Here is a 22871-nt window from a genome sequence, read left to right as displayed (position 1 = left end):
AGGGACAACGCCGAGAATAAAGGACCAACGAGTCGATTTCCTCAATGGCGCTTGAAATACTGCACCTCGCGCTCATGCTTCTCCGCCGCCTCGCGGCTATCGAAAGTCCCCAGGTTCCGTCGCTTGCCCGTCTTCTCATCCTTCTTGCGCGAATAGAGCCGGTATTTTCCGTCCTTGAGTTTGCGGATCATTTGGCCTCTCCCTGACCGGGATTTCGCCGCCGCTTGCCCTTCAGCCCGAGTGCTGCCTGTTCGATCGCGGCGCGGTCGTTGCCCAGCCTGTCGATCAGGTCCTGTGCCTGCTTGCCTGATATGCCGGTGCGCATGGCCAGCTCCTCGACCGTAAGCACGTCGGTGCTGGCAATCTCGCGCGGCGGCGCGTTGCCCGCCGCCATCGACAGCTCCCTGTCGATCTCGGCCTCCGCGCGATGCCAGTGCTGCTCGGGGTCGCCGCCGCCTTCGCGCTCCCAGATCCGATAGGCGCGCTCCCGGATTTTCCCATGCCGTTGGTCGTCGCCCATTTCTCAAATCCTCCATTGGGTAGCATCTGAACGCCGCCCGCCTCCGAACGATCCAAAGAATTTGCGTGATCGCCGGGCCGGGTCGTTGGAGATTGGGATGACACGAGGCGCGCCGGGCAGAGCCCGGTCATGGAGCGAAATGATCCAGGCGGCGGGTCCCCCCGCCGCCTGGATGCCGGCCGCGGCGGCCGGCTTTGTTGTCAGCGTCCCCAGACGCCCTGACCATAGCCCTGTGCAGGCATGTCGGAGTTCGAGTTTGCCCCCATTGCGCTGTCAGTGATGCTGTTTGTGACGCTCGGGACAACCGCCTTGGCGCCGCCCGACATCATGGCATGGGCGGTTGGATAGCTGCTTGCGGCAGGGATGAAGTCGGAGCCAAAGTGGTCGCTGCCGGCAAAAGCCATGCCGGAGGCGAACAACAACGAGGCAACGGTCAATACGATCTTCTTCATTTCGGTTTCCATCTTTTGAAGTTGACATTTGGCCCCGACGCGCCGCCCGCCCGCGTTCATGGGACCGTGTTTGTTGTTTCAGGCGAAACCGGCCAACCGCGATCCCACTGGATCTTGCAGTGACAGGTCGTTCAGCGCACGACCGTCTCGGTCCGTTGTTGCGCTGTTGGCGGCTTGATAAGGGCGTGGTGTTTGTGTGGGCGTGGTAGGCAGCGTGGTAGAAACCCTTGCCGGAGTGGAATTTTGCGTGGAATGCAGCCGGAAAGCGCAGCGCCCGCTATTGGCATTGCCGCCTCGGCCCGCCGGAATAGGGCTGGTAGCTGTTGTCTTCCGGGCGGTAGGAGCGGTAGCGGCTGAAGCAGGAGGCGACATGGTCATCATCGCCAGCGGCCGCATAGGCGCCCGGCCCAGTGCCGTTGTCCTCGACGTAGCTGGCCTCGGCGGCGGGCGGCGCGGCACGGTCGGCGTCGAGATAGGGCGAGATGCAGGGGCGCTGCTGCCCGCTATAGGACATGTAGCTGTTGTCCTGCGGCCGGTAGGAGCGGTAGCGGCTCGCGCACCAGGCGACATGCGGCTGCGGCAGTTCGGCCGTGGCGGGCGCGATGGCGCCGGTGGCGGTGGGATCGGTCTCCCCGGCCTGGCGCTTGGGCTCGATATTGGCGGGCGCGGGCTGCTCGGCCGGCAGGCGCTCGAGATTCTGCGCCGTTCTGTCCACCGGCCGCGCCGTTTTGGTCCAAAGCTCCGCCATACTGACGGTGGCCGGTGCCTGGCGCGGTGGGTTCGCGGTGATTAGCCAGACGGCGAAGGCCAGACCGCTACCGAACACCGCAAGGGTCAAAACGAAACCGCAGACCAGTCCCAACAATGCTTTCACGCCGCGCTCCTTGAGCCCCTGCTAAAGCAATGCGGGGGGTCAAGGCTGGTTCCAGCAAAGCGCGGGAAATAGGCGCGGCGCTCCGCTGGGCGAATGCGAAGGCGGCGCCGTTCAAACCAGCTGCTTCACGTCCACTGGCAATTGGGTCTCCGCTGTGGGCAACGCGGCCGGCATGTCCTCGCCGCGCTGGCGCTGCCGCAGATGGAGCGCCAACAGCCGGTCCAGCGAGACCCTGCCGGCCCCGGCAACGGCCAGCACGAACATGCCGCCCGATATCGCCAGGTCCTTTTCGAAATGCAGCAGTTCGTTCTGGCTGCCGAAATTGGTGTGGAACAGCATGGCCGTTGCCAAACAGAACAGGCCGAGCGCGATGGCGCCAAGCCGCGTCAGCAGGCCTGACGCGAGGGAGAGCCCTGCCCCCAGTTGCAACGCTACGGTGGCGACAAACAGCGGCAGGTTGACACCAAGCGCTGCCATGGCTTTGGCGGCGGCATTGAAATGGGCGGCCAGCGTGGCGCCCTCATGCAAAAAGATGAGAGACAGAAGCAGGCGGCCGGCAAGCAGGCCCACGTCCCCGAGGTGGTATTTAGCGGCAAGACCCTGCAGCTTCGCGGAGCGTTCGGTCAATGTCATGGTCAGCCTCCGATCTTTTTGGCACGGGCAGGCGCCAAGCGCCTGATGTTGAAAAGGCCGGAGCCGGCGCGAGGGAGAGGATGCCGGCTCCGGCAAAGCGCGCCAGCCACGAGCGCCCAACCGTGGTGGACGAAGGGGCGAGTTCGGTGCCAACGCCCCTGCTCCGTCTCGGCTACGCCGAGCCAGCTCTCCCCATTTGTGGGGAAGAGAAAAGGTCCTACTTCGTCACCTTGGTGTCGATGGCCTGCCGCAGGTCGGAAAGCTCGTCGCACCCGGCCGGGCACAGCTGCTGCAGGGAGGCCAGCTGCTCCTTGGCCTTGTCCATGTCGCCGGTCTCGACATAGAGCTCGCCCAGATATTCGCGGGCGGCTCTGTGGTCGGGCTTCAGCTCCAGCGCCTTGGTGTAGTAGGTGAGCGCGGTCTTGTAGTCGCCGGTCTTGCGCAGGGTGAAGCCGAGCAGGTTGTAGACGTCCGCCTGCTGCGTGTCCTGCGCCAGATCGCGCAGCTCGGCCAATGCGCCGGAATAGTCCTTGGCATCGATCTTGGCCTTGATGGCGGTGAGATCCGGCGCGTCGGCGCCTTCGATGTCGTCGACCGCATGGGCCGGCATGATTGTCGCAACGGGAAGCACGGTCAGCACGGCAATGGCGCCGAGCAGGCCGAACAGGGCATGTCTGCCCGACAGGGCATTTCTGCTCAAAAGGGATCGTTTCATTGTCTTTCTCGCTTGCGTTGGAAGCTCGTGCTCAGATCTGGACCGGGGTAAATCCGTATGCCTTGCCGTCCTTGACGAAGGTGCCGGTGCCCGGGAACGGGAAGTGCGACCCGGAAATGCGGATATTGTCCGATATCACCCGGTCGATGATCTTGTGGCGCGTGGCGATTGCCGTCGGTCCGTCCTGGTCGTAAGCGCCCTGCCACTCCGGATGCGGCGCCAGCAGCGCCGGCACATACATAGTGTCGGCCGAGATCATGATCTGCTCCTTGCCGGAGTTGGCCAGGTAGACAGAATGGCCTGGTGTGTGGCCGGGCGCGGCGATGATCTGGATGCCGGGCGTGACCTCGGCGCCGTCCTCGACCAGCTTCCAGTTCTTCCATTTCGGAAAGTTCTCGGCGATGCGCTTGCCCGCCGGCTTGCGGCCCTCGGGCAGCTTGGCCAGCCGGCTTGGGTCGGTCCACCACTTGTATTCGGTGGCGTTGACGATGAGCTCGGCATTGGGGAACACCGGCGCGTTGGTGCCCTTTTCCATCAGGCCCCAGACATGATCGGGGTGGAAATGCGAGATCATGACGGTGTCGATCGCGTTGTAGTCGATGCCGGCCGCGGCCATGTTGGCCGGCAGATGCGTGGCATTGGCCTGCCACTGGCCGACGCCCGAGCCGGCATCCATCATGATCAGCTTGCCGCCCATCTTGAGCACGACGACAGTGAGCGGGATGGGCATGAAGTCGGTGGTCAGCCCCGCTTTGGCGAGTGCTGCCTTGGTGTCCTCGACCGAGACATCCTTGATGAAGGCCGGGTCGTGCGGCTTGCGCCAGATGCCGTCATAGATGGCGGTGATCTCGATATCGCCGACTTTGTATCCGTAGAAGCCGACGGTGGGCTCCACCGGAGCTTGCGCGAAGGCCGGACGGATGAATTCAAGCTTACCGGCAAGGCCGAAGGCAGCAGCAGCGGCGGCGGTGCCAAGCACTGTGCGGCGTGTCATGGTGAACATGGTGATCTCCTGTTCGAGGTGGTGGCTAAAAGTCGCGAATGGCCAAAGTCCTGGAAGGAATGACGAGGAGAGGCCGGTACCCGTCGGGAGCCGGCCCGGCCCCATGAATTCAGCGACCCCAGAGGCTGTCGTTGTTGTGTCTGGTGATGATGTCCTGCACCGACCCCTGGCTCGGCCCCGTCTTTATCTTGGTGTCGGCGCCATTGGGGCGTGCGGTGTAGGCGATCGAGCCGGTGGCATTGGTGTCGACCGGAGCGACCGGCTGGTTGGCGTTATTGGCGCCATGATCGCTGCCGGCGAAGGCAGCGCTCGAGGCAAGCATCATGGCAGCCACGCTGAGAGCGAGCTTGGTCATTTTGGCTAGGTCCTTGTTTCGTTTCCTCGGCGCGGGCCGTCAGATTGGCCCGCTACAGTGAAGACCCTGCAGCCCCGCGCTTTATTCCCGGGCGCGATGAGTTTCTTTTGAAGGAGAAAAATCAGGGGCTCGGCGGCCAGGACTGAAGTCCTCGCCCACGAATATTAGCGAGAGGAACCAGGCTGGGAATGCCGCCGCGTTCCGGCACGCCGACCGCGTGCACGCACGAAAGGCGCCGGCGCAGCGCGCCGGCGCCTCTGATGATACGCCGAGTCCGTTCTGGTTACGGACAGGTCTTCTTGCCGCAGACCGCGATGCAGATCGCCGGGTTCGAACAGGTGTAGGTTTTTCTCGAGCTGGTCCCGGACGAAGACCCGCTGCTGGAAGCGGCGATCTGCCCGGACGCGCCTTTGGACAGGTCCAGCGCCTTCATGTCGGGATCGCGCGCGGCGATCTTGCCGCATGTTTCGCTGCCGCAGACCGCCCTGCAGATTGCCGGATTCATGCATTTGTAGGCCGCGAAGACCTCGGTCGGAAGAATTGCGCAGAAAACCGTAATGCCCAGTATCAAGCTTCTCGCCGCACGCATTTTTATCTCCAGGGCCAGCTTTCCGATGTCACGGAGGCCTGGCCGCTCGCCCCCGCTCCCGCGCATGCCGTTGCACCCGCGTCCGCCGGCGCGACCATGCCCGCACCGGCGATAAAGGCGTATCGCACTGGCGGCACAGGCAAGTGGCACTGACGGAACAGGTGACCGGGTTTGCCATGCGTGAGCGGCCGCATGCGTCTTACGGCGCGCGGCCGGCGCGCACCTCCGATGGGGTCATGCCATAGCGGGACCGGAACTGCCGGTAGAAGGTCGAGGGTTCGACCAGCCCCGCCTCGAAAGCGAGGTCGGCGATCGGCCTTGCTGAAAAAAGCGGGCTGGCGAGCTGCCGGTGGACCCGCTCCAGCCGTCTTTGCATGACATAGTCGGAAAACCCCTGCCCCTCTTCGGCGAAAAGGCGCCTGATGTAGCGCGGGCTGAGCCCCAGCCCCCGGCCCGCCGTCTCTGCCGAGAGGCGCGCATTCACGGCTGCGGCGGCGAGTTCCAGCGTCGGCCCGATCACCGCCTCGGCGTCCTGACGGCTCATTGCGGGCGCGGCCCCGTAGAGGCCCACAAGATGCCCACCCAACAGCGCCGCCAACGGCGCGTTGCCGGAAATGACGCGCATATTGTGCTCGTCCGGCGCCTTTAGGAATGGCGCCAGCAGGCGGCGCGGCATGGTCAGGTTGAGGCTGTCGAAATCGGACGTGCCCGTCGACTGGGCCTGTGCCAGGTCGGCCACGATCAGGTCCCCCGACGAGGCCTTTTCATCCGATGCGCCATCGCGCCGTCCATGGCTTCCGCGCAGGCAGACCTGCACAGTGATGTGATCGAGGCCGTCGCGGCCGATCCGGGCGCGCGAGCGGTCGAAGCTTTGCGCGATGCACCTATACGAGGTGAGAACGATCTCGCCGAAGTGAAAGGCATCGGCGTGGAAATGAAACCGGTCATCGCCGGCATTGCGCAGGCGAACGTCGTAGAGCAGGCCGATATTCTCCTGCCACAACGCAAGGGCTTGCCGAGGCGCCAGGCCTGCCGTGTCCAGCACGCAGCGCTGAACCCCGGTGTCGACGAATTGCCGTTGGGACACAACGCCTTGACTGCTGCCTGCCACTGCCACCCGCCCATGCTCCGCAACCGCGAACCGCTCACAATATGCATTTATGCCGGGGGCGCGACAACGCCTGATTGCACGGCCGCCCGCCGGGAATGTCGGCTCAGAGCTGGCTCACCACTTCGGTGTATTCCCTCACCTTTCCATCCTGCCCACGAATGCGCCAGTTGCCGCCGTCGCGGTCTTCCACGTAACCCGGCCCGATCGGCACCTTGCCGCCACCGTCGGGCAGGTCGAGCACGTAGACCGGATTGCAGATGCCGGACAGGCGCGCGCGCAGCGCGGCCACCAGCGCCTGGCCTTCGGCGATCGTGGTGCGGCGGTGCGCCATGCCGCGCGCGAGGTCGCCATGGTGGAGGTAATAGGGCTTTACCCCCAGGCGGTACATCAGCTCGCGGCAGAGTTCTTCCTGCACCTCGACAGTGTCGTTGACGCCCTTGAGCAGGACGCTCTGGTTGAGCAGCACGAAACCCGCCTGCCGCAAGCCACGGCAGGCCGCCTCGGTCGCATCGGTGATCTCGCGCGGATGGTTGAAATGAGTGACGACCGTGATCATCAGCCGGCCTTGCAAGGCAGCGACCAGCCCTGGCGTGATGCGTGAAGGCAGCGCGACCGGTACGCGGGTGTGGATGCGCATCAGCCGCACATGCGCGATCGCCTCGATGCGGGCGCGGATTTCGCTGAGCGCCTTGTCGGGCAGCGAGAGCGGGTCGCCGCCAGTCAGGATCACCTCGCGGATCTCGGGGTGGGAAGCGATATAGGCGAGCGCCGGCTCCAGGGCTTCGCGCGTATAGCCGCGTCCGATCGAGGTCAGGGACTCCTTGCGGAAGCAGAAGCGGCAATAGACCGCGCATTGATAGGTGGGAAACAGCAGCACCCGGTCGGCATGGCGATGCGTCAGCCTGGGCACCGGACTGAAGGCGTGGTCGCCGATCGGGTCGTCGAGCTCGCCTTCGCCGGTCACCAGCTCGTCGGGAGACGGGATGACTTGCGCCCGGATAGGATCGGCGGGGTCTTCCCAGTCGATCAGGTCGAGATAGGATTTGGGGATGCGCACCTTGTGGCGGGAGACTGCTTCCTGGGCCGCCGCGCGTTCGCCCGGCGACAGTGGCAGCACGGCCAGATCGCGCACATGGCGCACGCCGGCGCGGATGTCGTCCTGCCAGGCGGCGTCGGCATCGGAAACGGGCTCAACTTCGGCCGTCGTCGCATCGTGGAGCTGTGTGATCATGGGGTTCTCGAGGTTTTTAGCGGACCTATCGGCCGGATGGCCTGCCGGGTCAACCGCCTTGCGCCGGCCTTCCCCGTGTAGCAAGGAGGGTCTGTGCTCTCGAAAATGCCGCGGAGAAGACCCGGGATGAGACTTGTGGTGTTGGTGGTGCTAGCCACGTTGGCAACTGGATGTGTGAGCTCTCCGGTGGATTATGGGGCCTCGCTTTCGACGCAAGACCCGAAATGGATATCGCCGGAATGCCAACAGGCCCGGGTCGAGGCCTCGAACTATGATGCGCGTGAAAAAGAGCATCCCGGTTGGGGGACCGGTGTCTTCCTTGGCCCTTACGGATTGGGTCTCGCGGCAGCCATCAAGGAGCACGAGCAAAAGGAGCGCAAGATATTCGCCCGCAGGATACATTTGCAGTGCTCGAGTTTGCCGCTGCCGAACGAACTCGCGGGCGAGCCGAGCCCCCCGGCCACGACAAAATATCCATAGATGATATGCTTTGATGCTTCTGAAGGCAGGCCAGCGTTTGATGGGATCGCAGAAGCGGAAGCAGGACTGAACTTGGGAACGCCGCCCATGACGACCATTTACGAATTCGCGGTTGTCGAGGGCCAGGAATGGGTGCTTCCGGTCGACGAGGCCTACTACGAGGTCTTCTTCTCCCTTGACGGAACAACCCTCGAGAACTGGGACCCACCGGTCATGCGCCGCGCGTCGGAGGGCGACCCCCTCTATTCGGACTTCCCTTGGCTTGGCGAGCATGCGCCGCTTTTGCGCAAGCCTGCCGTCGACGCGCTGAAGGCATATCTGCTGCCCTATGGCCAGCTGATCCCGTTGTGCGGGGAAGAGGTCTGGCTTTTCAACGCGACCACCGTGATCGATGCGCTGGACGAGGAGCGGTCTGGAATCGTCTATTTTGATGACGGCGCCATTCTCGCGATCGAGCGATACGAATTCGATGCGGACAAGATCGGCACCGCCGAAATTTTCAAGCTGCCGATGCGCGCGTCCCCGGTGTTCGTCAACGACACATTCGTCAATCGCGTGCGCGACGCCGGACTGCGGACGGTATCGTTCAAACCCAGGTGGCGCCGCATCGAAGCGTGATGTTTGACGACCCTGCGGTGCCAACTAGATCAGGTTCTGTCCGCCATCGATGCGGATCGTCTCGCCGGTCGTGAATTCGCTTTCCATGAGGTAGAGATAGGCAGGGGCGACGTCGGCGGGCGTAGCGACCTTTCTCGCGGGCAGGCGGGCGGCTATGCCGGCGAAAAAACCGGATTTGGCCTCACCGACGAGTTCGTCCCACATCGGCGTGTCGACCCATCCCGGCGACACGATATTGACGCGCGTCGGGGCCAGCTCCAGCGCCAGCGCCCGGGCGAAATAGCTGAATGAACCGGCGATCGCGGAAACAACCGAGCCTCCGGGAACCGGCGGGCGGTCCTTGTTGATGCCTGATGTAAAGGTCATCGACCCTCCGGCTTTCAGCGTGCGCACGCCATGTTTGGCGAGCATCACGGCGCCGATCAGCTTGTTGTCGACGAAGCGCCGCACGTAGTCCATGTCGGTCTGGCCGATCGGGTCGTTGGGCGGCGGCGTGCCGGCCGTCGAGACGAGGTGGTCGAAGGCACCGGTTTCGTCGAACATCCGGGCAATGTCCGCTTCCTTCGTCATATCAGCCGAAAGGCTTCGCACGCGACCGCCTGGGCCGAGCGTCCGTTCCGCGGCCTTGAGCTTTTCGCCCGAGCGGCCGACGATCACCAGCTCCGCGCCGCGCTCCAGCGCGGCTGCCGCTACGCCGAGCCCTATGCCGGAACTGCCTCCGACGACAATAATTCTCTTGCCCTTGAGCGATGCCATGGGAACCTCCGTCTTCAGGATGGACTGCTGGATTACGCCTTGCCGGCGTGGGCCGACAATGATCTTGCTCATCTTGTACATCGCCTGCCGCGCCCGCCCCGCCTTGTCGCGGTCCGGGTCGTTCATCAGGCGCAGCGCCGCTTCGGGGATCACCTGCCAGTAGACGCCGAATTTGTCCCTCAGCCAGCCGCAAGGCTTTTCAGCGCCGCCGCCCGCCGTCAGCGCGTTCCAGTAATAATCTGTCTCGGCCTGGTCCTTGGTCTCGATGTAGAGCGAGATCCGCTCATTGAACGGCGGCATCGAGCCGGCATTGAGCGCGGTGAAGCGCTGGCCCTCGAGCTCGAAGTCGAAGATCGCGTGCGGCACCGTTTTATTCGTGCCGCCGACGAAATCGGTGAATTCGATCGCCTCAAGCGCCCGGCCATTCTTGAACACAGACAGATAGAAGTCGCGCGCCTCTTCGGCGTTGAGATTGAACCAGAGGAAGGGGTGAACGGTAGCCATGCTGCTCTCGTGACGTTTGATCACAAATCCTGCGAGCATTCTGTCCAGCATGCGCTGGACAGACAATCCAAACTTTGGCAAGGATTTGTGATCAAATCTCACAGATTGGCCATGATCCGCAGACTTCCCCCACTCAACGCGCTGCCGGCCTTCGAGGCCGCCGCGCGGCATTTGAATTTCTCCAGGGCAGCCGACGAGCTCAACGTCACGCACGGCGCCGTCAGCCGGGCGATCAAGCACCTTGAGGAACAGCTCGGCGTGCTTCTGTTCGAGCGCGCGACGCGCTCGGTGCGCCTCACCGCCGTGGGCGAGCCCTATGCGAGGGCGGTCCACGAGATGCTCGACCAGCTTGCGGCCGCCACCCAATCGGCGACGGCCGCCCATTCGGGCTCGACATTGAACGTCTCCACCTCCGACGGCTTCGCGGGAAAATGGCTGGTGCCGCGGCTCTATCGCTTTCATCGCGCGCATGGCGACATCGACGTCAGGATTTCGACGACGGGCAGGTTGACCAATTTCCTTGGCGACGGCATCGACGTCGCCATCCGCTATGGCGCCGGAAACTATCCGGGTCTCACATCGGAATTCCTCACTGGCGAGGAGGTGTTTCCAGTGTGTAGCCCGAGGCTCATGCAGGGCGCCTGGCCGCTGGAGAAGCCCGACGATCTCAGGCACCACACGCTGATCCATGATGGTTTCCCGATCGGCTGGGCGGCCTGGCTGTCCAGCGCGGGAGTGGAAGGCGTGGATCCGCGGAGCGGGATTACCTTCGATTCCGCCACTTTCGCCGTCGAATCGGCCGTGCAAGGTGAAGGCGTGGTACTTGGCCGGACCATGCTCGTGGCGGCCGACCTCGCCACCGGAAGGCTTGTCCGCCCTTTCGGCCACGCGCTGAAATCGGTTTCCAGCTTCTACCTGGTCTACCCTCCGGACGCGGTCCGACGGCGCAAGGTGAAGGCTTTTCGCGATTGGCTCTTTTCGGAAATGACGGCGTAGCGTTCCACGGCCGCTTCCGGAGAGTAGCCTCTGTGCTTATCCCCTCAGCCCCGGTGCCTCCTGCCCGGTGCGCTCGACATATTCGGTGTAGCCGCCGCCATAGGTGTGGATGCCATCCGGCGTCAGTTCCAGCACGCGATTGGACAGCGCCGCGAGGAAATGGCGGTCGTGCGAGACGAACAACATGGTGCCCTCATACTGCGACAGCGCCTCGATCAGCATCTGCTTGGTGACGATGTCGAGATGGTTGGTCGGCTCGTCCAGCACCAGGAGGTTGGGCGGGTCGAACAGCATCAGCGCCATCACCAGCCGCGCCTTTTCGCCGCCCGAAAGCACCCGGCACTTCTTCTCGATCTCGTCGCCGGAAAAACCGAAGCAGCCGGCAAGCGCCCGAAGCGGCGCCTGGCCGGCCTGCGGAAAATTGTCCTCCAGCGTCTGGAACACGGTGCGCTCGCCGTCGAGCAGCTCCATGGCATGCTGGGCGAAATAGCCCATTTTCACGCTAGGCCCGCGCGCCACCGAACCCTGGTCGGGATCGGACGCGCCGGCCACCAACTTCAACAACGTCGACTTGCCCGCGCCATTGACGCCCATGATGCACCAGCGCTCGCGCCGGCGCACCTGGAAGTCGAGCCCTTCATAGATCGAACGGCTGCCATAGGCCTTGTGGACGTTCTTCAACGTCACGACGTCCTCGCCGCAGCGCGGCGCCGGCTGGAACTCGAAATTCACCGTCTGGCGGCGCTTCGGCGGCTCGACGCGATCGATCTTGTCGAGCTTCTTCACCCGGCTCTGCACCTGGGCCGCATGCGACGCGCGCGCCTTGAACCGTTCGATAAAGGCGATCTCCTTGGCCAGCATCGCCTGCTGGCGCTCGAACTGCGCCTGCTGCTGCTTGTCCGCGATCGCGCGCTGCTGCTGGTAGAATTCGTAATTGCCGGAATAGGCGGTAAGCGACCCGCCGTCGATCTCCACCACCTTGTTGACGATGCGGTTCATGAACTCGCGGTCGTGCGAGGTCATCAGGAGCGCGCCGTCATAATTCTTCAGGAACTGCTCGAGCCAGATCAGGCTTTCCAGGTCGAGATGGTTGCTCGGCTCGTCGAGCAGCATGGCGTCGGGCCGCATCAGCAGAATGCGTGCCAGCGCCACGCGCATCTTCCAGCCGCCGGAGAGTTTTCCGACGTCACCATCCATCATCTCCTGCGAGAAACCGAGACCGTCGAGCACTTCCCGCGCCCGGCCGTCGAGCGCATAGCCGTCGAGTTCCTCGAAGCGGTGCTGCGCCTCGCCATAGCGTTCGATGATCTCGTCCATCCGGTCCGCCTGGTCGGGATCAGCCATAGCCGCCTCCAGCGCCGCCATCTCGGCCGCCACTTCGCTCACCGGCCCGGCGCCGTTCATCACTTCGGCCACCGCGCTACGGCCGTCCATATCGCCGACATCCTGGCTGAAATAGCCGATCGTGACGCCGCGATCGACCTGCACCTGGCCCTCGTCGGGCTGTTCCTGCCCGGTGATCATGCGAAACAGTGTTGTCTTGCCGGCGCCGTTGGGGCCGACGAGCCCGACCTTTTCGCCTTTCTGCAAGGCGGCCGACGCCTCGATGAAGACAAGCTGACGGCCGTTCTGCTTGCCGATGTTTTCAAGTCTGATCATGAGTGGTCCGGGAGGCTGATGTGAGGGTGCGGGAGTTGCCCCGGCCCATACGCGAATGACAGCGGCGGGGAAAGAGGCAGAAGCGCCGCAGCGGGCGCAGCGCTCTTACGTTTTCCCACAGCGGAGGAGGGAGAAGCGCCCTCCAGACACACTTTAGAAACAAGATTCAACGTCCGGGAAAAACTGGAGAAAAGCGGTGCTGCGATAACCACCCCCGCGGCGGCCGGAACCGGTCGCGGCGCAACGCAAAGGGATGGTCCCGAAAATGAAACCACGTTCGACCGGATGGATGGGTGCCCTGCTTGGCATTTCGTTTGCCATCAATGCGGTCGCACCGTCGGGTGCGGAAGCGCGGTTACCCGGAGCGAGTCTTGCAGCCGGCTCGGTCTTCAATTCGACAGAGCCATCGAGACGAAAAACGACATCGGTGCCAGTGCGATCCATCTGGCCGAGGCAACCGCGCTCCAGAACAAGGCCAGCCGTTTTTGTGCCGAACGCAAGGAGGCGCAGGGCATCCGTACCTTCGCCAAGGCCTCGAAGCTTCTGGGCGTGACACCGGTCGACCTGAACCAGTGACGTCCACCATCTTTGAAACAAGGAAGCCTTTCATGAACAAGCCCCTCCTCTCCGCGCTCGGCCTGGCCATTGCACTCGGTCTCGCAATGCCGGTTCTCGGCGCCAGCACCGTCAACACGGCCGCCACCACGGCAGCCTCGACCGCGGCTCCGCTCGCTGCCGCTGCCGTGAAGAAGCCGGTCAAGGCAGCCGCGCACAAGCATGTCAAGCATCGCAAGCACACCAGCAGGCATGTGAAGAAGCCTGTACGCAAGCACAGCCACAAGCACGCCGTCAGGAAGCACAAGGCCGCGGCTTGATCTTCTCAAGCCCGAACAACGAGATAGAGCCGCATCTTGATTCTCTTTGACCGCTTACCTTCCTGACGTCCTCCAGGAAAAAGCCGCCCTCGCGCAAGCGACGGCGGCTTTTTCTTTTAGACTGGGCTGTGAGCTTTCCTTCTCTGCTGTCGAGAAGGTAACGCGCTCACTGCAACTGCGGCTTCTTCAGGAAACTGTCGCGATCGGCGGATTTGACGCGCAGCCAGGTTTCACGGCCGTCGCGCAGGACCCGCATCGGGATCTCGGCGCCGGCCGAACCGCTGTCCCATAGCTTGCGATAGAAATCGGCCAGCCCGTCGACCGCGCCGTCTCGTATGTCGGAGATGACGTCGCCCTCGCGCAGGCCCGCCTTGGCGGCCGGACCGCCTTCGGTCACGCTCATCACCACCACCCGGCCGTCGCTTTCGGCCGAGAGGGCGCCGAGCCATGGCCGTGGCGGCCGCGCCACCTGGCCGCGCGTCAGGAGATCGTCGAGGATCGGCGGCAACAGGTCGATCGGCACCACCATGTTGATATCGGCGACCTCGCCGTTGCGGCTCATCTGCAGGCGCAGCGACCCGACGCCGAGCAGCGCGCCCTTTGCATCGAACAGCGCCGCGCCGCCCCAGGAAGGATGCGCCGGCGCGATGAAGATCGCTTCCTCGAGCAGATATTCCCAATAGCCGGCGAATTCCTGCTTGGTGACGATCCTGGCCTGAACCGACTGGCCGATGCCGTCGGCGAGCACCACGCTATCCCCGATCCTGGCCCTGCCGGCGTCGCCCAGCGCCACCGCCGGCAGGCCAAGCGGCGCCAGCGCCTGAACCAGGCCAAAGCCCGATTCCTGGTCGTAGGCCAGCGCATGCGCAGGCACGACGCGGCCGTCATGGGTCGTAAGCCACACCTCTTCCGCCTCGGTAATGAGATAGCCGATGGTCAGCACCAACCCATTGTCGCGGATAACGACGCCGCTGCCTTCGCGCAGCGTGCCCAATGCCCCGGCAGTGAAGGCATCGTCTGGAATGGTGGCGCGCACCGCCACGACGGAGCGTCTGTTGGGATTGATGGGCATGCTCTTGTCCTGGACGGGCTTGGGGGTCACGTTCCTATAGGTATGGCACGCGAACCAAGGCGCAAGGGGTTGGGGGGCATCCCCTCCATCCTTTCGAAGCCCAAAGGGAAGATGAGAGGCATGGTCATTGACAATAGTTCAACGCAAGTTGAACTTTCCCGTTTGCAGCCCTAGCTGTAGGTGCAACTGCCAGTCCCGCTTCCAACCTGTCTCTCCCCCACAATACGAGGCCCCGCGATGACCGAATACACTCCGCCGAAAGTATGGACCTGGAACAAGCCGAGCGGCGGCGCCTTCGCCAGCATCAACCGCCCGATCGCCGGCCCGACGCATGACAAGGTGCTGCCGGTGGGCAAGCACCCGTTGCAGCTCTATTCGCTGGCGACGCCGAACGGCGTCAAGGTGACGATCATGCTGGAGGAACTGCTGGCGCTTGGCCACAAGGGCGCCGAATACGACGCCTGGCTGATCAGGATCAACGATGGCGACCAGTTCGGCAGCGGCTTCGTCGAGGTCAATCCGAACTCCAAGATCCCCGCACTGATGGACCGCAGCGGCGCCACGCCCATCCGCGTCTTCGAGTCGGGTTCGATCCTCACCTATCTCGCCGAAAAGTTCGGCGAGTTCCTGCCGACCGACCAGCCGGCGCGCGCCGAGACCCTGTCCTGGCTGTTCTGGCAGATGGGCTCTGCCCCTTATCTCGGCGGCGGCTTCGGTCATTTCTATGCGTACGCGCCGACCAAGATCGAATACGCCATCGACCGCTTTGCCATGGAAACCAAGCGCCAGCTCGACGTGCTCGACCGCCGCCTGGCCGAGACCGAATATCTTTCCGGCGCCGGCTACTCGATCGCCGACATGGCGGTCTGGCCCTGGTATGGCGGACTGGCGCTCGGCCGCATGTATAATGATTCCGGCGAGTTCCTTTCGGTGCAGGACTATAAAAACGTGCAGCGCTGGGCGAAGGCGATCGACGAGCGCCCCGCGGTCAAGCGCGGACGCATGGTCAACCGCGCCTTCGGCGAACCCGCGATGCAGCTGCACGAACGCCACGACGCCAGCGATTTCGACACGAACACGCAGGACAAGCTCGCGGCTGAGTGAACTGCGAGGGCGGGCAGCGGCGCTGCCCGCCCTCCGTTTGATTTTGCGAAAGCGTCGATAACGGCAACGTCTCACCTAGAGGCGTGGACATCACGCTGATCCGCTCCGCGCCGTTCAAGACGGCAATGCGTCTTCTTCTATCATCGTCCGACGTCAACAGCGGTCCTCTCACACAGGCTCCATAGAAATCTGTTGCGCAAATGCCGGCCGAGGCGCAACGTGTTGCCAGCAGATCGATGCAAGCGAGCAAATCGATCCTGCAGCGCGGCGTCCTTGTCGCGCAGGGCATGCCTAGGGTTGCCGCGGCGTCCTTTTTGGGCGCGAGCACGCGGCCTTGGTTTGGTCGGGGGAACAAATGACGCTCACGCTGATCGGGGCCGGCTTCGGGCGCACCGGTACATGGTCGACCTTCGTCGCGCTGAACAGGCTCGGCCTGCCCTGCTACCACATGCAGGAAGTGATCCTGAACAAGGCCAACAAGGGCCATCTCGATTTCTGGCGCAAGGTGGCCAACAGCCCGCCCGGCACGCAGCAGGACTGGAGCCGGGTATTCGGCAATTACAAGGCGACGGTCGACAATCCAGGCTGCTGCGTGTGGCGCGAACTGATGGCCGCCTATCCCGACGCCAAGGTGCTGCTCACCTTGCACCCGCGCGGCGCGGAAGCCTGGTACGAGAGCACCATCGACACGATCTACTTCACCGAGAATGTCTGGCAGTTCAAGATCCTGGAATGGCTGACGCCGTTCGGCCGGAAATTCGGCGACATGTCACGCAGGCTGATCTGGGGCCGCACGCTAGCCGGCGTCATGGGCAACCGCGCCAAGGCCGTGGAGCGCTACAACGCATATGTCGAGGAAGTGAAGGCGGCGGTGCCGCCGGAAAAGCTGCTGGTGTTCAAGGTCAGCGAAGGCTGGGCCCCGCTCTGCCACTTCCTCGACGTGGCGCAACCGAACGAGCCCTTCCCCAATCTCAACGACCGCGAGGCCATCAAGAAGATCATCGCCGACATCATCAAGGGCTCCTACATCATGCTGGCGCTAAGCGTGGCGGCCGTTATCGCGGTGATCGCGGCGCTATGGTGGTGGCTGGGGTAGTTGGGCGCCGTTCGTCGATCCCTCGGTGCAGCGGGAGCGAAGCGACGAAGGCTTTGCGATCCAGGCCACGCGATTGCGAAAAAGCGCTGCGGTCAAAACAAGGGCGTCGTTGTCGATACCGCCAAGCAGGCTGAATCGCGCGATCACCGCGTTAATTGGTGCCGCCGTCCGAGGACCGTCGTACCCGAATCTCGATACGCCGGCGTTCCCGAACATCGCCAACGTGGCTGCCATCGGCGATAATGTCTCCCGGCATTACGAGCTGTGCCGCTGACAACGGAATGATCTTCACACTGCCCAGCCGTCCCGTCTGGATCAGCGCGTTCGCTACCGCGATAGCGCGCGAGAGCCCCAGCCCCGCATTGTCGGCCGGGGTCAAATCGCTGATAGCGCTGGCTCCGTTCATCGCCGAGATCGCAACCGCATCGAGGTTGGACGGCTTGGCCGGATTGATTTTCTGCTCATCCGTGTGACCGACGATCTCGACGACATCGACTTTGTAGCGTGTCAGCAAAGACAGAACGTCGTCCGTGACCTTGGTCTGCAAACGAGCCCGGAACGCGTCGGTGAGAGCAGCGCTGCCACGTTCAAATGTATAGCCGTCGTCGCTCAACGTTATCATCGGCGGCCACTGCATCGACGATTCAGCGTCCGCGCTCCTGTCGTTGGAGGCCGAGAGCGTCTTTTCAAGTCGGTCCAGCAGACGGGGGTCGGCGGCTTTGGCTTCGCTGATTTCGAGCAGCAATTTCCGCAGCGTCGGATCTGACGTCGGCGCGGCATCGATGCCCTTTTCCGTAAGCCCGTCGATCACCGCTTTGGCCGCAACGAGCTCGGTCCAGTTGGCTGGCGGCAAAGGAAGCGCCGCTTTTGGAAACAGCGCCTGCAGGCGCGCCAGTTCGGCACGCATGTCGGCAAGCTGGCCCACCGTGATGTCCAGGTTCGCGGAGGCCTGCAGCTCGGCGATCCTCTCATCTTTTCGCTGTGCGATGCTGGCCGAGACCAGAAGGAGGCAGAAAAGCAGAAGGAGGAGAAGCTCGGCCATTGTGAGCCCAAGCACCACGCCTCGGCGATGGCCGCGTTCCCCTTCGGCGATAAGCGAGGAAGGCATCTTCATCGACATCGTCCCACACTGACCATGCAACGCGCTTTAGCCGCCACGCCAGAGCCGTCTGAATAGACCCTGCCGCGTCGGCGCTCGATCATAACCCTCAAATGTCGCCGCAAGTTTGTCGAGCACATCGCTGGCCCGAAGCGCTTCCGCCGTGGACTGTTCCAGCCCGCGCCGAAGCTCCGCCACATCGCCAAGACGGGAAGAGAAATCGCTCATGGCGGTTTCGATCGCCCGCTGCAAACCGGCCACGACCGGCTCCAGCCGAACCTCGATGACCTTGTCGGGTGTCGACATGCCAGCGAGCTTGTCGGCCATCATCTGTGTCGCGGTCGCAATCTGCGTGCTGGCGCTGGTCAGGATGGCGTTGATATCGTGAACTGCCTTGGCTGTCTGGTCGATGCCGCCCCGCAGCTCCTTGGTGTCTATTCCGCTCTGCATCGCCAGCGAGGATGCCCTGATGTGCTCGGAAGCTTCCTTGGCGAGCAGGTCCAGAGACTGGACCAGGGATTTCGCCGAGGTTTCCACTTGCGTTCGTATCTCGTGATAGCCCTCTTGCAGCATCTGCTGGTTGGAGCGTTGGAAATGGTTCATCTCGCTCAGGATGCCATCGAGTTCCCGGCGCACCTTGCGGGATGCTTCTGCGAGCTCGAGACGTGACACGCGTTCCACTTCCATGGGGTCGCGTCGGAGCTGATTGAAGACGATGCGAAATGCAATGCCGGCGATGGTGGAGGCAACCGCGATGCCGAAATTGCGCACGATCTCGTCGACTGCGCCACCGCCTCCATACTGGTAAAGCGAAACGGCGAGGCTGGTGAGCGTGAAGATGAAGCCCATATAGTAGAAGTTGTCCCCGGTTTGGTCGTCGCGCAGCCGGAGCCCGCGCGCGATCATGATCATCGCCGCGTAGCCCATCATCAGCGCGATCGGCACGAAGGTAACGACGAATGCCGACACGGAAAGCGATTTGGCCACGACTATGTAGGCGGCGCCCAGGCCGGTAAAAACGATAAAGACCAGTGGCGCCGCAGCGTCCAACTGCCGGCTGGCCACGCGCGGCCGCCTCACCCTTCAACTCCTTGCAACGACTTGGCAGAGCTGAAAACGCCGTGATTGTAATCAATCCACTGCTGCCAGAATGCCATCAACGCGACGCTGTCGACGGGCGACTTCGCCCGGCGTATGAGCCAGATCGACACATCGCTGCCAGCGAGATCCGTAGCGAAGCGGTTTGCCGCGGGCGACTTTTTGAAGGCATCGAAATCTGTGGCGCCGCGGTAGTGAGAGAAGAATTCGGTATTCTCGAACATGTCCGAAACGACAATCAGCCGCGAGGGGACCGCACGCGTTTTCTGGGCGACCAGATGGCTGACGGCTATCGACTGAATGCCGGCCATGATCGGCGAGCTGTCGGCCTTGTTTGCCTCGACCGCTTTTTCAAGCGCAACCAGCAGCGGCTGGCCGAATCCCGCTTGCCAACGCTCTCGCGCCAGCGCCGCATTGCCGGTGAAAGCACTGAGGTCGCCGCCATTGCCGGGGTTGCACAGCGAGAAGAGTTCTTTCGTATAGGGTACCGCTGATGTAAGGGCCCTGATCTCGAGCAAGCCACCGCGCTGGATGCCGGAGGCGGTATCGCGCAGCAGGGTCTGGATGTTCAGTTTGGTGACGTCAGCGATTGCATCCGTGGTATCGATCAGGATGATGGTTTGCGACGCAGCTCCGACGACCGGGCAAAGCCGATCGTCAAGTTCGACGAGTTGCGAGCGCGCCGAGACATAGACGTAGGTAAAGCCTATCGCGGCGGCAATGAGGCCGAGCGCGAATAGAATAATCCAGCCCCAGTTGACAAGGTTGGAAGGCGAGCGCCGGGACCGTCGACCGCTCATTGGGCTTCAGGCACCAGCACATCCAGTTCGCGATACTGCTTCAACGCAGCCTCGAACTGTTCACCCAAGGCGACCAGCATCTTGTCGAGGTCGCCTTGCGCATCCTTGATGGAAGCTTGCAATTCGTCGCTGTTCCATTCCCCGTCGCGGAAATACTGGACGCCGATGCGGCCGAGTTGGTATGGCCGCGAAAAGCGCTCCGGCGCGGGTGTCGTGCGTACAGCGATATTGGCGTCCCTGTAGATTCGGAACAGGCTGTTTGCCGCACGTTCAAGCTGAGCTTGGTGGGCGTCGAACAGCCCAACCAACCGAGAGCGATGGGCCACGATCGCATCGTGTTCTGTCCGCTGCTTGCTGAGGTCGGCGCGCGCATCGGCGAGTTCGTCCTCATAACCACTGCGAACATCGGAAAGCTCGCCGATCAGGCCTTGCCGCTTGTTTCGATAATTTGCCCGCGCCTCGTCAAGCCGGTGATCAACCGTGGCGTAGCCTGGATAAGTGTCACGCATGCTGAGCCCATCGATCAGGGCAAAGAGTGAAAACATCACACCGAGGAAGAAGAGTATCCAGGAGCGAAATTCGTTCAGCGCGAATGGCGCGCTTAGCAAGCGTCGCATCACCTCGTCGCCATTGGTCGCGATCGTTCCGGCAACCTCGCGGTAATGCGCCAGACCAAGATTGATGGCAATCGCTGCGCCGATATAGGCCGCGATGGCGAGAATGCCGACAAACTTACGGAAAATCGAGCGATGCGCGATCTCGCGCACGCCATAGAGGGCGAACATCAGCGCGACGCCGACATTGAGAATCGCGAAGATCAGCGCCTCGACGATGCCGCCGACCAGCCCGAGCTCGTTTCGCTTTGCAAGCAGTTCGCCATTGATGACGAGCTCTGCCATCACCAGCGCCACCACAAAGAGCCATTTCAACGTCGTACCGATGGCGGTGGTCTTCTTGCAGGGCCGGCGAAGCCCGTTCTGATCCTTGAAATCACGATGCCAGGACTCTGCCTCCTTCAGATCGCGACGCAGCCCATGCAGATCATCGATTCCCATCTGCAATTCGGCTTTCAAGTCGGAGAGACCAGCCGTGGATGCCGCTTTTATATTGGCAAAGCGCGATTCAAAGTCGAGGTCGATGAGACGCTGCCTGAACCCCGCAAGTTGGTTCTCCAGATGATCGTGGGATTGTTTCTGGGCGGCTCCGACCAATTCGATGATATCGTTTTCAACGGCATCGTAAGGTAGGTCATCGCTTTGAGGCAGATTCTCCCTGCCCCGCTTCTCGCCTTTCTCCGCAAGCCGCATATCCGGTGCAATGCGCTGGACGTCAATGTCGGGGAATGACTCTGTCGTCGGCCTATAGGCATGCGGCGGCCGCAACAGCCGTTGCTTGAGCTTTTCCAGTGACCCGAACATTCCACCCCACGTACACTCTTCCGACCACCCGGATCGAGGCTAGCGGTAAGCTCCGGATTCTTCAACGAGTTTCGCCCAATCGAAAGTGGAGCTTTTGCGGACGCAAAAGCACGGCAATTCCATCAGAATGACTGTCTACTGCTAGGGAGCCGTATTTTACTCTGCGCCGTATACTGTATGGTCGCTGTCGCCGAAGGGCGGAGAAAAAGAGAGCGGGCATTCTGCTTCGCCAAACGCCGCCCCTCACCGCAACTCCACCCACACCGGCGCGTGGTCGCTGGCGCCGTCCTCACCGCGCACGTCGCGGTCGATGCCGGCAGCCTTGAGCTTGCGGGCGAGCTTCTTCGACAGGAGGATATGGTCGAGCCGCAAGCCCGCATCGCGCGGCCAGCGGTTCCGCCGGTAATCCCAGAAGGTGTAGAGCGTCTCTTTGGGGTACACCTTGCGCAGTGCGTCCGTCCAGCCTTGCTCGATGAGCGCCGCAAAGGCTGCCCGGCTTTCCGGCTGTACCAGCGCGTTATCGTCGTAGGAGCGCGTGGCATAGATATCGCGCGGCTCGGGCACGATGTTGTAGTCGCCCGCCAGCACCACCGGCAGACCGGTGTCGAGCAACTGTTCGGCATGCGCCGCCAACCGTGCGTGCCAGGCGAGTTTGTACTGAAATTTCGGCCCCGGCTGCGGGTTGCCGTTCGGCGCGTACAGGCAGCCGATGACGATTCCGTTCACCGCCGCCTCGATGTAGCGGCTCTGCCTGTCGGCATCGTCGCCGGGCAGCACATCGCGCGTCAGCACCGGCTCGGCGCCCCGCGCCAGTATGGCGACGCCGTTCCAGGTCGGCTCCCCCTTCCACACCGCGCCGTAGCCGGCATCGGCCAGGGCAGTGCGCGGAAACTGCATATCGCGCGCCTTCAACTCCTGCAGGCAGACGACATCGGGTCTTGCCGCCGCCAGCCAGGTCAGCAGATTCTTCAGTCGGCTGTTGACGTTATTGATGTTGAAGGAGGCGATTTTCATCGGCGGGTCAAGAGACGAGCTTGCCCGTCCAAGCCTTCACCGTTTCGGCCAGCGTCTTCAGATGATCGGCGGTCGAAAACCCCGAGATGCTCTTGCGCGGCTTCAGATCGTGATCGCCATCCTCCAACCATACGACCTCGATGCTGTCGGAGAGCCCATAGCCGGCAATCTCGTCGGGCGTGCCGAACTCGTCGCGCGTGCCCTGGAAGATCAGCGTCGGTATCGTCAACCCGGCCAGATGCTTGGTCCGCAACTGCTCGGGCTTGCCGGGCGGGTGGAAGGGATAGCCGAGGCAAAGCAGGCCCGAGATTTCGCCCCTGGCAAACATCTCGTCCGCCACCATCGAGGCGACGCGACCGCCCATCGATTTGCCGCCGATGATCAACGTCCCGGTCACGCCCCTCGCCCTGAGGTCGGCGATCGCCTTGATGTATTCCGGGTTCACTGTCTCGGCGCGCGGCGGCGGCTTGCGGTGGCCATAGCGGCGGGACGCCATATAGTGGAACTCGAACCGCGCGACCTGAAAGCCTACTGCCGCCAGCGCCTTGGCGGTGGCGGTCATCGAAGGAGAATCCATCGACGCGCCAGCGCCATGCGCGAGCAGGATGGTGACGGGAGCTGTGTCGTCGCCGTCGAAGAGGAAGGTGGTCATGGAATAGGGCTCCCGTGGCTCGGCGTTGGTGACCCCTTCTCCCCTTGTGGGACCCGAAGGGCGGGCGAGACCGTTGGCTCGCCCCGGGGTGGTCTCGCGAAGCTCGGCCGGATCACGGGTGTTCCAGGAAACGCAAACGCCTCATTC

The 22871-nt window shown here is 63.1% G+C and carries 26 protein-coding genes; 6 read left to right on the top strand and 20 right to left on the bottom strand.

Annotation, left to right across the window (positions count from 1 at the left end; genetic code table 11):
- Window positions 1–41 precede the first annotated feature (41 nt).
- The 11 genes from FJ972_RS13070 to FJ972_RS13020 all read right to left on the bottom strand — a co-directional run bounded on the left by FJ972_RS13070 (window position 42) and on the right by FJ972_RS13020 (window position 7483).
- Window positions 42–191 carry a hypothetical protein gene (locus tag FJ972_RS13070; RefSeq protein ID WP_127204769.1) on the bottom strand — a complete coding sequence of 50 codons (150 nt, stop codon included), beginning with the start codon at window positions 189–191 and terminating at the stop codon, window positions 42–44.
- Window positions 188–520, bottom strand: a complete 333-nt coding sequence (locus FJ972_RS13065; protein ID WP_140521455.1) for a DUF2934 domain-containing protein — start codon at window positions 518–520, stop codon at window positions 188–190. The genes FJ972_RS13070 and FJ972_RS13065 overlap by 4 nt, the downstream gene beginning before the upstream one ends.
- Before the next feature lie 200 nt (window positions 521–720).
- Entirely contained in the window at window positions 721–972 is a 252-nt protein-coding gene (locus tag FJ972_RS13060) for a hypothetical protein (protein WP_140521454.1), read from the bottom strand.
- Between the two features lie 277 nt (window positions 973–1249).
- On the bottom strand, window positions 1250–1846 hold the full coding sequence (locus FJ972_RS13055; RefSeq protein ID WP_140521453.1) for a BA14K family protein: 597 nt from the start codon (window positions 1844–1846) through the stop codon (window positions 1250–1252).
- Between the two features lie 111 nt (window positions 1847–1957).
- On the bottom strand, window positions 1958–2479 hold the full coding sequence (locus FJ972_RS13050; RefSeq protein ID WP_140521452.1) for a DoxX family protein: 522 nt from the start codon (window positions 2477–2479) through the stop codon (window positions 1958–1960).
- Between the two features lie 217 nt (window positions 2480–2696).
- Complete coding sequence (locus FJ972_RS13045; protein ID WP_140521451.1) at window positions 2697–3194, bottom strand: tetratricopeptide repeat protein; 498 nt, start codon at window positions 3192–3194, stop codon at window positions 2697–2699.
- A gap of 31 nt (window positions 3195–3225) precedes the next feature.
- Window positions 3226–4197: an MBL fold metallo-hydrolase gene (locus FJ972_RS13040; protein WP_140499010.1), complete on the bottom strand. Its 972-nt coding sequence runs from the start codon at window positions 4195–4197 to the stop codon at window positions 3226–3228.
- A 109-nt stretch (window positions 4198–4306) separates the two neighbouring features.
- Window positions 4307–4552 (bottom strand): DUF680 domain-containing protein, encoded by a 246-nt coding sequence (locus tag FJ972_RS13035; RefSeq protein WP_140499012.1) that lies wholly within the window; start codon window positions 4550–4552, stop codon window positions 4307–4309.
- Between the two features lie 283 nt (window positions 4553–4835).
- Window positions 4836–5141, bottom strand: coding sequence for a hypothetical protein (locus FJ972_RS13030; protein ID WP_140499015.1), 306 nt, complete (start codon window positions 5139–5141; stop codon window positions 4836–4838).
- 199 nt (window positions 5142–5340) lie between these two features.
- Complete coding sequence (locus FJ972_RS13025) at window positions 5341–6228, bottom strand: helix-turn-helix transcriptional regulator (protein ID WP_140521450.1); 888 nt, start codon at window positions 6226–6228, stop codon at window positions 5341–5343.
- A gap of 127 nt (window positions 6229–6355) precedes the next feature.
- Window positions 6356–7483: a KamA family radical SAM protein gene (locus FJ972_RS13020; RefSeq protein ID WP_140521449.1), complete on the bottom strand. Its 1128-nt coding sequence runs from the start codon at window positions 7481–7483 to the stop codon at window positions 6356–6358.
- A gap of 126 nt (window positions 7484–7609) precedes the next feature.
- Between FJ972_RS13020 and FJ972_RS13015 the strand changes: the two genes are divergently transcribed.
- Both FJ972_RS13015 and FJ972_RS13010 read left to right on the top strand, forming a co-directional pair.
- On the top strand, window positions 7610–7963 hold the full coding sequence (locus FJ972_RS13015; protein ID WP_140521448.1) for a hypothetical protein: 354 nt from the start codon (window positions 7610–7612) through the stop codon (window positions 7961–7963).
- Window positions 7964–8050: 87 nt separating this feature from the next.
- Window positions 8051–8581, top strand: a complete 531-nt coding sequence (locus FJ972_RS13010; RefSeq protein WP_140521447.1) for an imm11 family protein — start codon at window positions 8051–8053, stop codon at window positions 8579–8581.
- 24 nt (window positions 8582–8605) lie between these two features.
- On the opposite strand, the gene FJ972_RS30255 is transcribed toward FJ972_RS13010, so the two are convergent.
- A complete protein-coding gene (locus FJ972_RS30255; protein ID WP_210239838.1) occupies window positions 8606–9841 on the bottom strand; it encodes an SDR family oxidoreductase in 1236 nt (411 codons plus the stop codon).
- A 111-nt stretch (window positions 9842–9952) separates the two neighbouring features.
- On the opposite strand from FJ972_RS30255, the gene gcvA reads away from it, so the two are divergent.
- On the top strand, window positions 9953–10837 hold the full coding sequence (gene gcvA / locus FJ972_RS12995; protein ID WP_140499030.1) for a transcriptional regulator GcvA: 885 nt from the start codon (window positions 9953–9955) through the stop codon (window positions 10835–10837).
- Window positions 10838–10873: 36 nt separating this feature from the next.
- Here the strand turns inward: gcvA and FJ972_RS12990 are convergent, their stop codons facing one another.
- Window positions 10874–12496: an ABC-F family ATP-binding cassette domain-containing protein gene (locus tag FJ972_RS12990; protein WP_140499032.1), complete on the bottom strand. Its 1623-nt coding sequence runs from the start codon at window positions 12494–12496 to the stop codon at window positions 10874–10876.
- Window positions 12497–13104: 608 nt separating this feature from the next.
- On the opposite strand from FJ972_RS12990, the gene FJ972_RS12980 reads away from it, so the two are divergent.
- Window positions 13105–13371: a hypothetical protein gene (locus FJ972_RS12980; protein WP_140516127.1), complete on the top strand. Its 267-nt coding sequence runs from the start codon at window positions 13105–13107 to the stop codon at window positions 13369–13371.
- A 166-nt stretch (window positions 13372–13537) separates the two neighbouring features.
- Here FJ972_RS12980 and FJ972_RS12975 read toward each other — a convergent pair whose 3' ends face one another.
- Entirely contained in the window at window positions 13538–14443 is a 906-nt protein-coding gene (locus FJ972_RS12975; RefSeq protein ID WP_140516129.1) for a S1C family serine protease, read from the bottom strand.
- A gap of 237 nt (window positions 14444–14680) precedes the next feature.
- Between FJ972_RS12975 and yghU the strand changes: the two genes are divergently transcribed.
- Window positions 14681–15547, top strand: a complete 867-nt coding sequence (yghU, locus tag FJ972_RS12970) for a glutathione-dependent disulfide-bond oxidoreductase (RefSeq protein ID WP_140499040.1) — start codon at window positions 14681–14683, stop codon at window positions 15545–15547.
- 355 nt (window positions 15548–15902) lie between these two features.
- Window positions 15903–16643 carry a sulfotransferase family protein gene (locus tag FJ972_RS12965; RefSeq protein WP_140499042.1) on the top strand — a complete coding sequence of 247 codons (741 nt, stop codon included), beginning with the start codon at window positions 15903–15905 and terminating at the stop codon, window positions 16641–16643.
- A gap of 151 nt (window positions 16644–16794) precedes the next feature.
- Here the strand turns inward: FJ972_RS12965 and FJ972_RS12960 are convergent, their stop codons facing one another.
- The 6 genes from FJ972_RS12960 to FJ972_RS12935 all read right to left on the bottom strand — a co-directional run bounded on the left by FJ972_RS12960 (window position 16795) and on the right by FJ972_RS12935 (window position 22724).
- Window positions 16795–17757 (bottom strand): hypothetical protein, encoded by a 963-nt coding sequence (locus FJ972_RS12960; RefSeq protein WP_181167220.1) that lies wholly within the window; start codon window positions 17755–17757, stop codon window positions 16795–16797.
- A 33-nt stretch (window positions 17758–17790) separates the two neighbouring features.
- Window positions 17791–18822, bottom strand: coding sequence for a hypothetical protein (locus FJ972_RS12955; protein ID WP_140499046.1), 1032 nt, complete (start codon window positions 18820–18822; stop codon window positions 17791–17793).
- Window positions 18819–19640: a hypothetical protein gene (locus FJ972_RS12950; protein WP_140499048.1), complete on the bottom strand. Its 822-nt coding sequence runs from the start codon at window positions 19638–19640 to the stop codon at window positions 18819–18821. The genes FJ972_RS12955 and FJ972_RS12950 overlap by 4 nt, the downstream gene beginning before the upstream one ends.
- Complete coding sequence (locus tag FJ972_RS12945; RefSeq protein ID WP_140521446.1) at window positions 19637–21058, bottom strand: hypothetical protein; 1422 nt, start codon at window positions 21056–21058, stop codon at window positions 19637–19639. Before FJ972_RS12945 ends, FJ972_RS12950 begins: the two co-directional genes overlap by 4 nt.
- A gap of 243 nt (window positions 21059–21301) precedes the next feature.
- Window positions 21302–22072: an exodeoxyribonuclease III gene (locus FJ972_RS12940; RefSeq protein WP_140499052.1), complete on the bottom strand. Its 771-nt coding sequence runs from the start codon at window positions 22070–22072 to the stop codon at window positions 21302–21304.
- A gap of 7 nt (window positions 22073–22079) precedes the next feature.
- Window positions 22080–22724, bottom strand: coding sequence for an alpha/beta family hydrolase (locus FJ972_RS12935; protein ID WP_140521445.1), 645 nt, complete (start codon window positions 22722–22724; stop codon window positions 22080–22082).
- Between the last annotated feature and the right edge of the window lie 147 nt (window positions 22725–22871).

This window comes from Mesorhizobium sp. B2-1-1, from assembly GCF_006442975.2.
Classification (GTDB): Bacteria; Pseudomonadota; Alphaproteobacteria; order Rhizobiales; family Rhizobiaceae; genus Mesorhizobium.
This window is presented reverse-complemented; position numbering and strand designations above follow the sequence as displayed.

Coding starts and splice junctions, on each gene's coding strand:
- FJ972_RS13070 (WP_127204769.1), bottom strand. CDS start 191: ATGATCCGCAAACTCAAGGACGGAAAATACCGGCTCTATTCGCGCAAG.
- FJ972_RS13065 (WP_140521455.1), bottom strand. CDS start 520: ATGGGCGACGACCAACGGCATGGGAAAATCCGGGAGCGCGCCTATCGG.
- FJ972_RS13060 (WP_140521454.1), bottom strand. CDS start 972: ATGAAGAAGATCGTATTGACCGTTGCCTCGTTGTTGTTCGCCTCCGGC.
- FJ972_RS13050 (WP_140521452.1), bottom strand. CDS start 2,479: ATGACATTGACCGAACGCTCCGCGAAGCTGCAGGGTCTTGCCGCTAAA.
- FJ972_RS13045 (WP_140521451.1), bottom strand. CDS start 3,194: ATGAAACGATCCCTTTTGAGCAGAAATGCCCTGTCGGGCAGACATGCC.
- FJ972_RS13040 (WP_140499010.1), bottom strand. CDS start 4,197: ATGTTCACCATGACACGCCGCACAGTGCTTGGCACCGCCGCCGCTGCT.
- FJ972_RS13035 (WP_140499012.1), bottom strand. CDS start 4,552: ATGACCAAGCTCGCTCTCAGCGTGGCTGCCATGATGCTTGCCTCGAGC.
- FJ972_RS13030 (WP_140499015.1), bottom strand. CDS start 5,141: ATGCGTGCGGCGAGAAGCTTGATACTGGGCATTACGGTTTTCTGCGCA.
- FJ972_RS13020 (WP_140521449.1), bottom strand. CDS start 7,483: ATGATCACACAGCTCCACGATGCGACGACGGCCGAAGTTGAGCCCGTT.
- FJ972_RS13015 (WP_140521448.1), top strand. CDS start 7,610: ATGAGACTTGTGGTGTTGGTGGTGCTAGCCACGTTGGCAACTGGATGT.
- FJ972_RS13010 (WP_140521447.1), top strand. CDS start 8,051: ATGACGACCATTTACGAATTCGCGGTTGTCGAGGGCCAGGAATGGGTG.
- FJ972_RS30255 (WP_210239838.1), bottom strand. CDS start 9,841: ATGGCTACCGTTCACCCCTTCCTCTGGTTCAATCTCAACGCCGAAGAG.
- gcvA (WP_140499030.1), top strand. CDS start 9,953: ATGATCCGCAGACTTCCCCCACTCAACGCGCTGCCGGCCTTCGAGGCC.
- FJ972_RS12990 (WP_140499032.1), bottom strand. CDS start 12,496: ATGATCAGACTTGAAAACATCGGCAAGCAGAACGGCCGTCAGCTTGTC.
- FJ972_RS12980 (WP_140516127.1), top strand. CDS start 13,105: ATGAACAAGCCCCTCCTCTCCGCGCTCGGCCTGGCCATTGCACTCGGT.
- FJ972_RS12975 (WP_140516129.1), bottom strand. CDS start 14,443: ATGCCCATCAATCCCAACAGACGCTCCGTCGTGGCGGTGCGCGCCACC.
- yghU (WP_140499040.1), top strand. CDS start 14,681: ATGACCGAATACACTCCGCCGAAAGTATGGACCTGGAACAAGCCGAGC.
- FJ972_RS12965 (WP_140499042.1), top strand. CDS start 15,903: ATGACGCTCACGCTGATCGGGGCCGGCTTCGGGCGCACCGGTACATGG.
- FJ972_RS12960 (WP_181167220.1), bottom strand. CDS start 17,757: ATGAAGATGCCTTCCTCGCTTATCGCCGAAGGGGAACGCGGCCATCGC.
- FJ972_RS12950 (WP_140499048.1), bottom strand. CDS start 19,640: ATGAGCGGTCGACGGTCCCGGCGCTCGCCTTCCAACCTTGTCAACTGG.
- FJ972_RS12945 (WP_140521446.1), bottom strand. CDS start 21,058: ATGTTCGGGTCACTGGAAAAGCTCAAGCAACGGCTGTTGCGGCCGCCG.
- FJ972_RS12940 (WP_140499052.1), bottom strand. CDS start 22,072: ATGAAAATCGCCTCCTTCAACATCAATAACGTCAACAGCCGACTGAAG.
- FJ972_RS12935 (WP_140521445.1), bottom strand. CDS start 22,724: ATGACCACCTTCCTCTTCGACGGCGACGACACAGCTCCCGTCACCATC.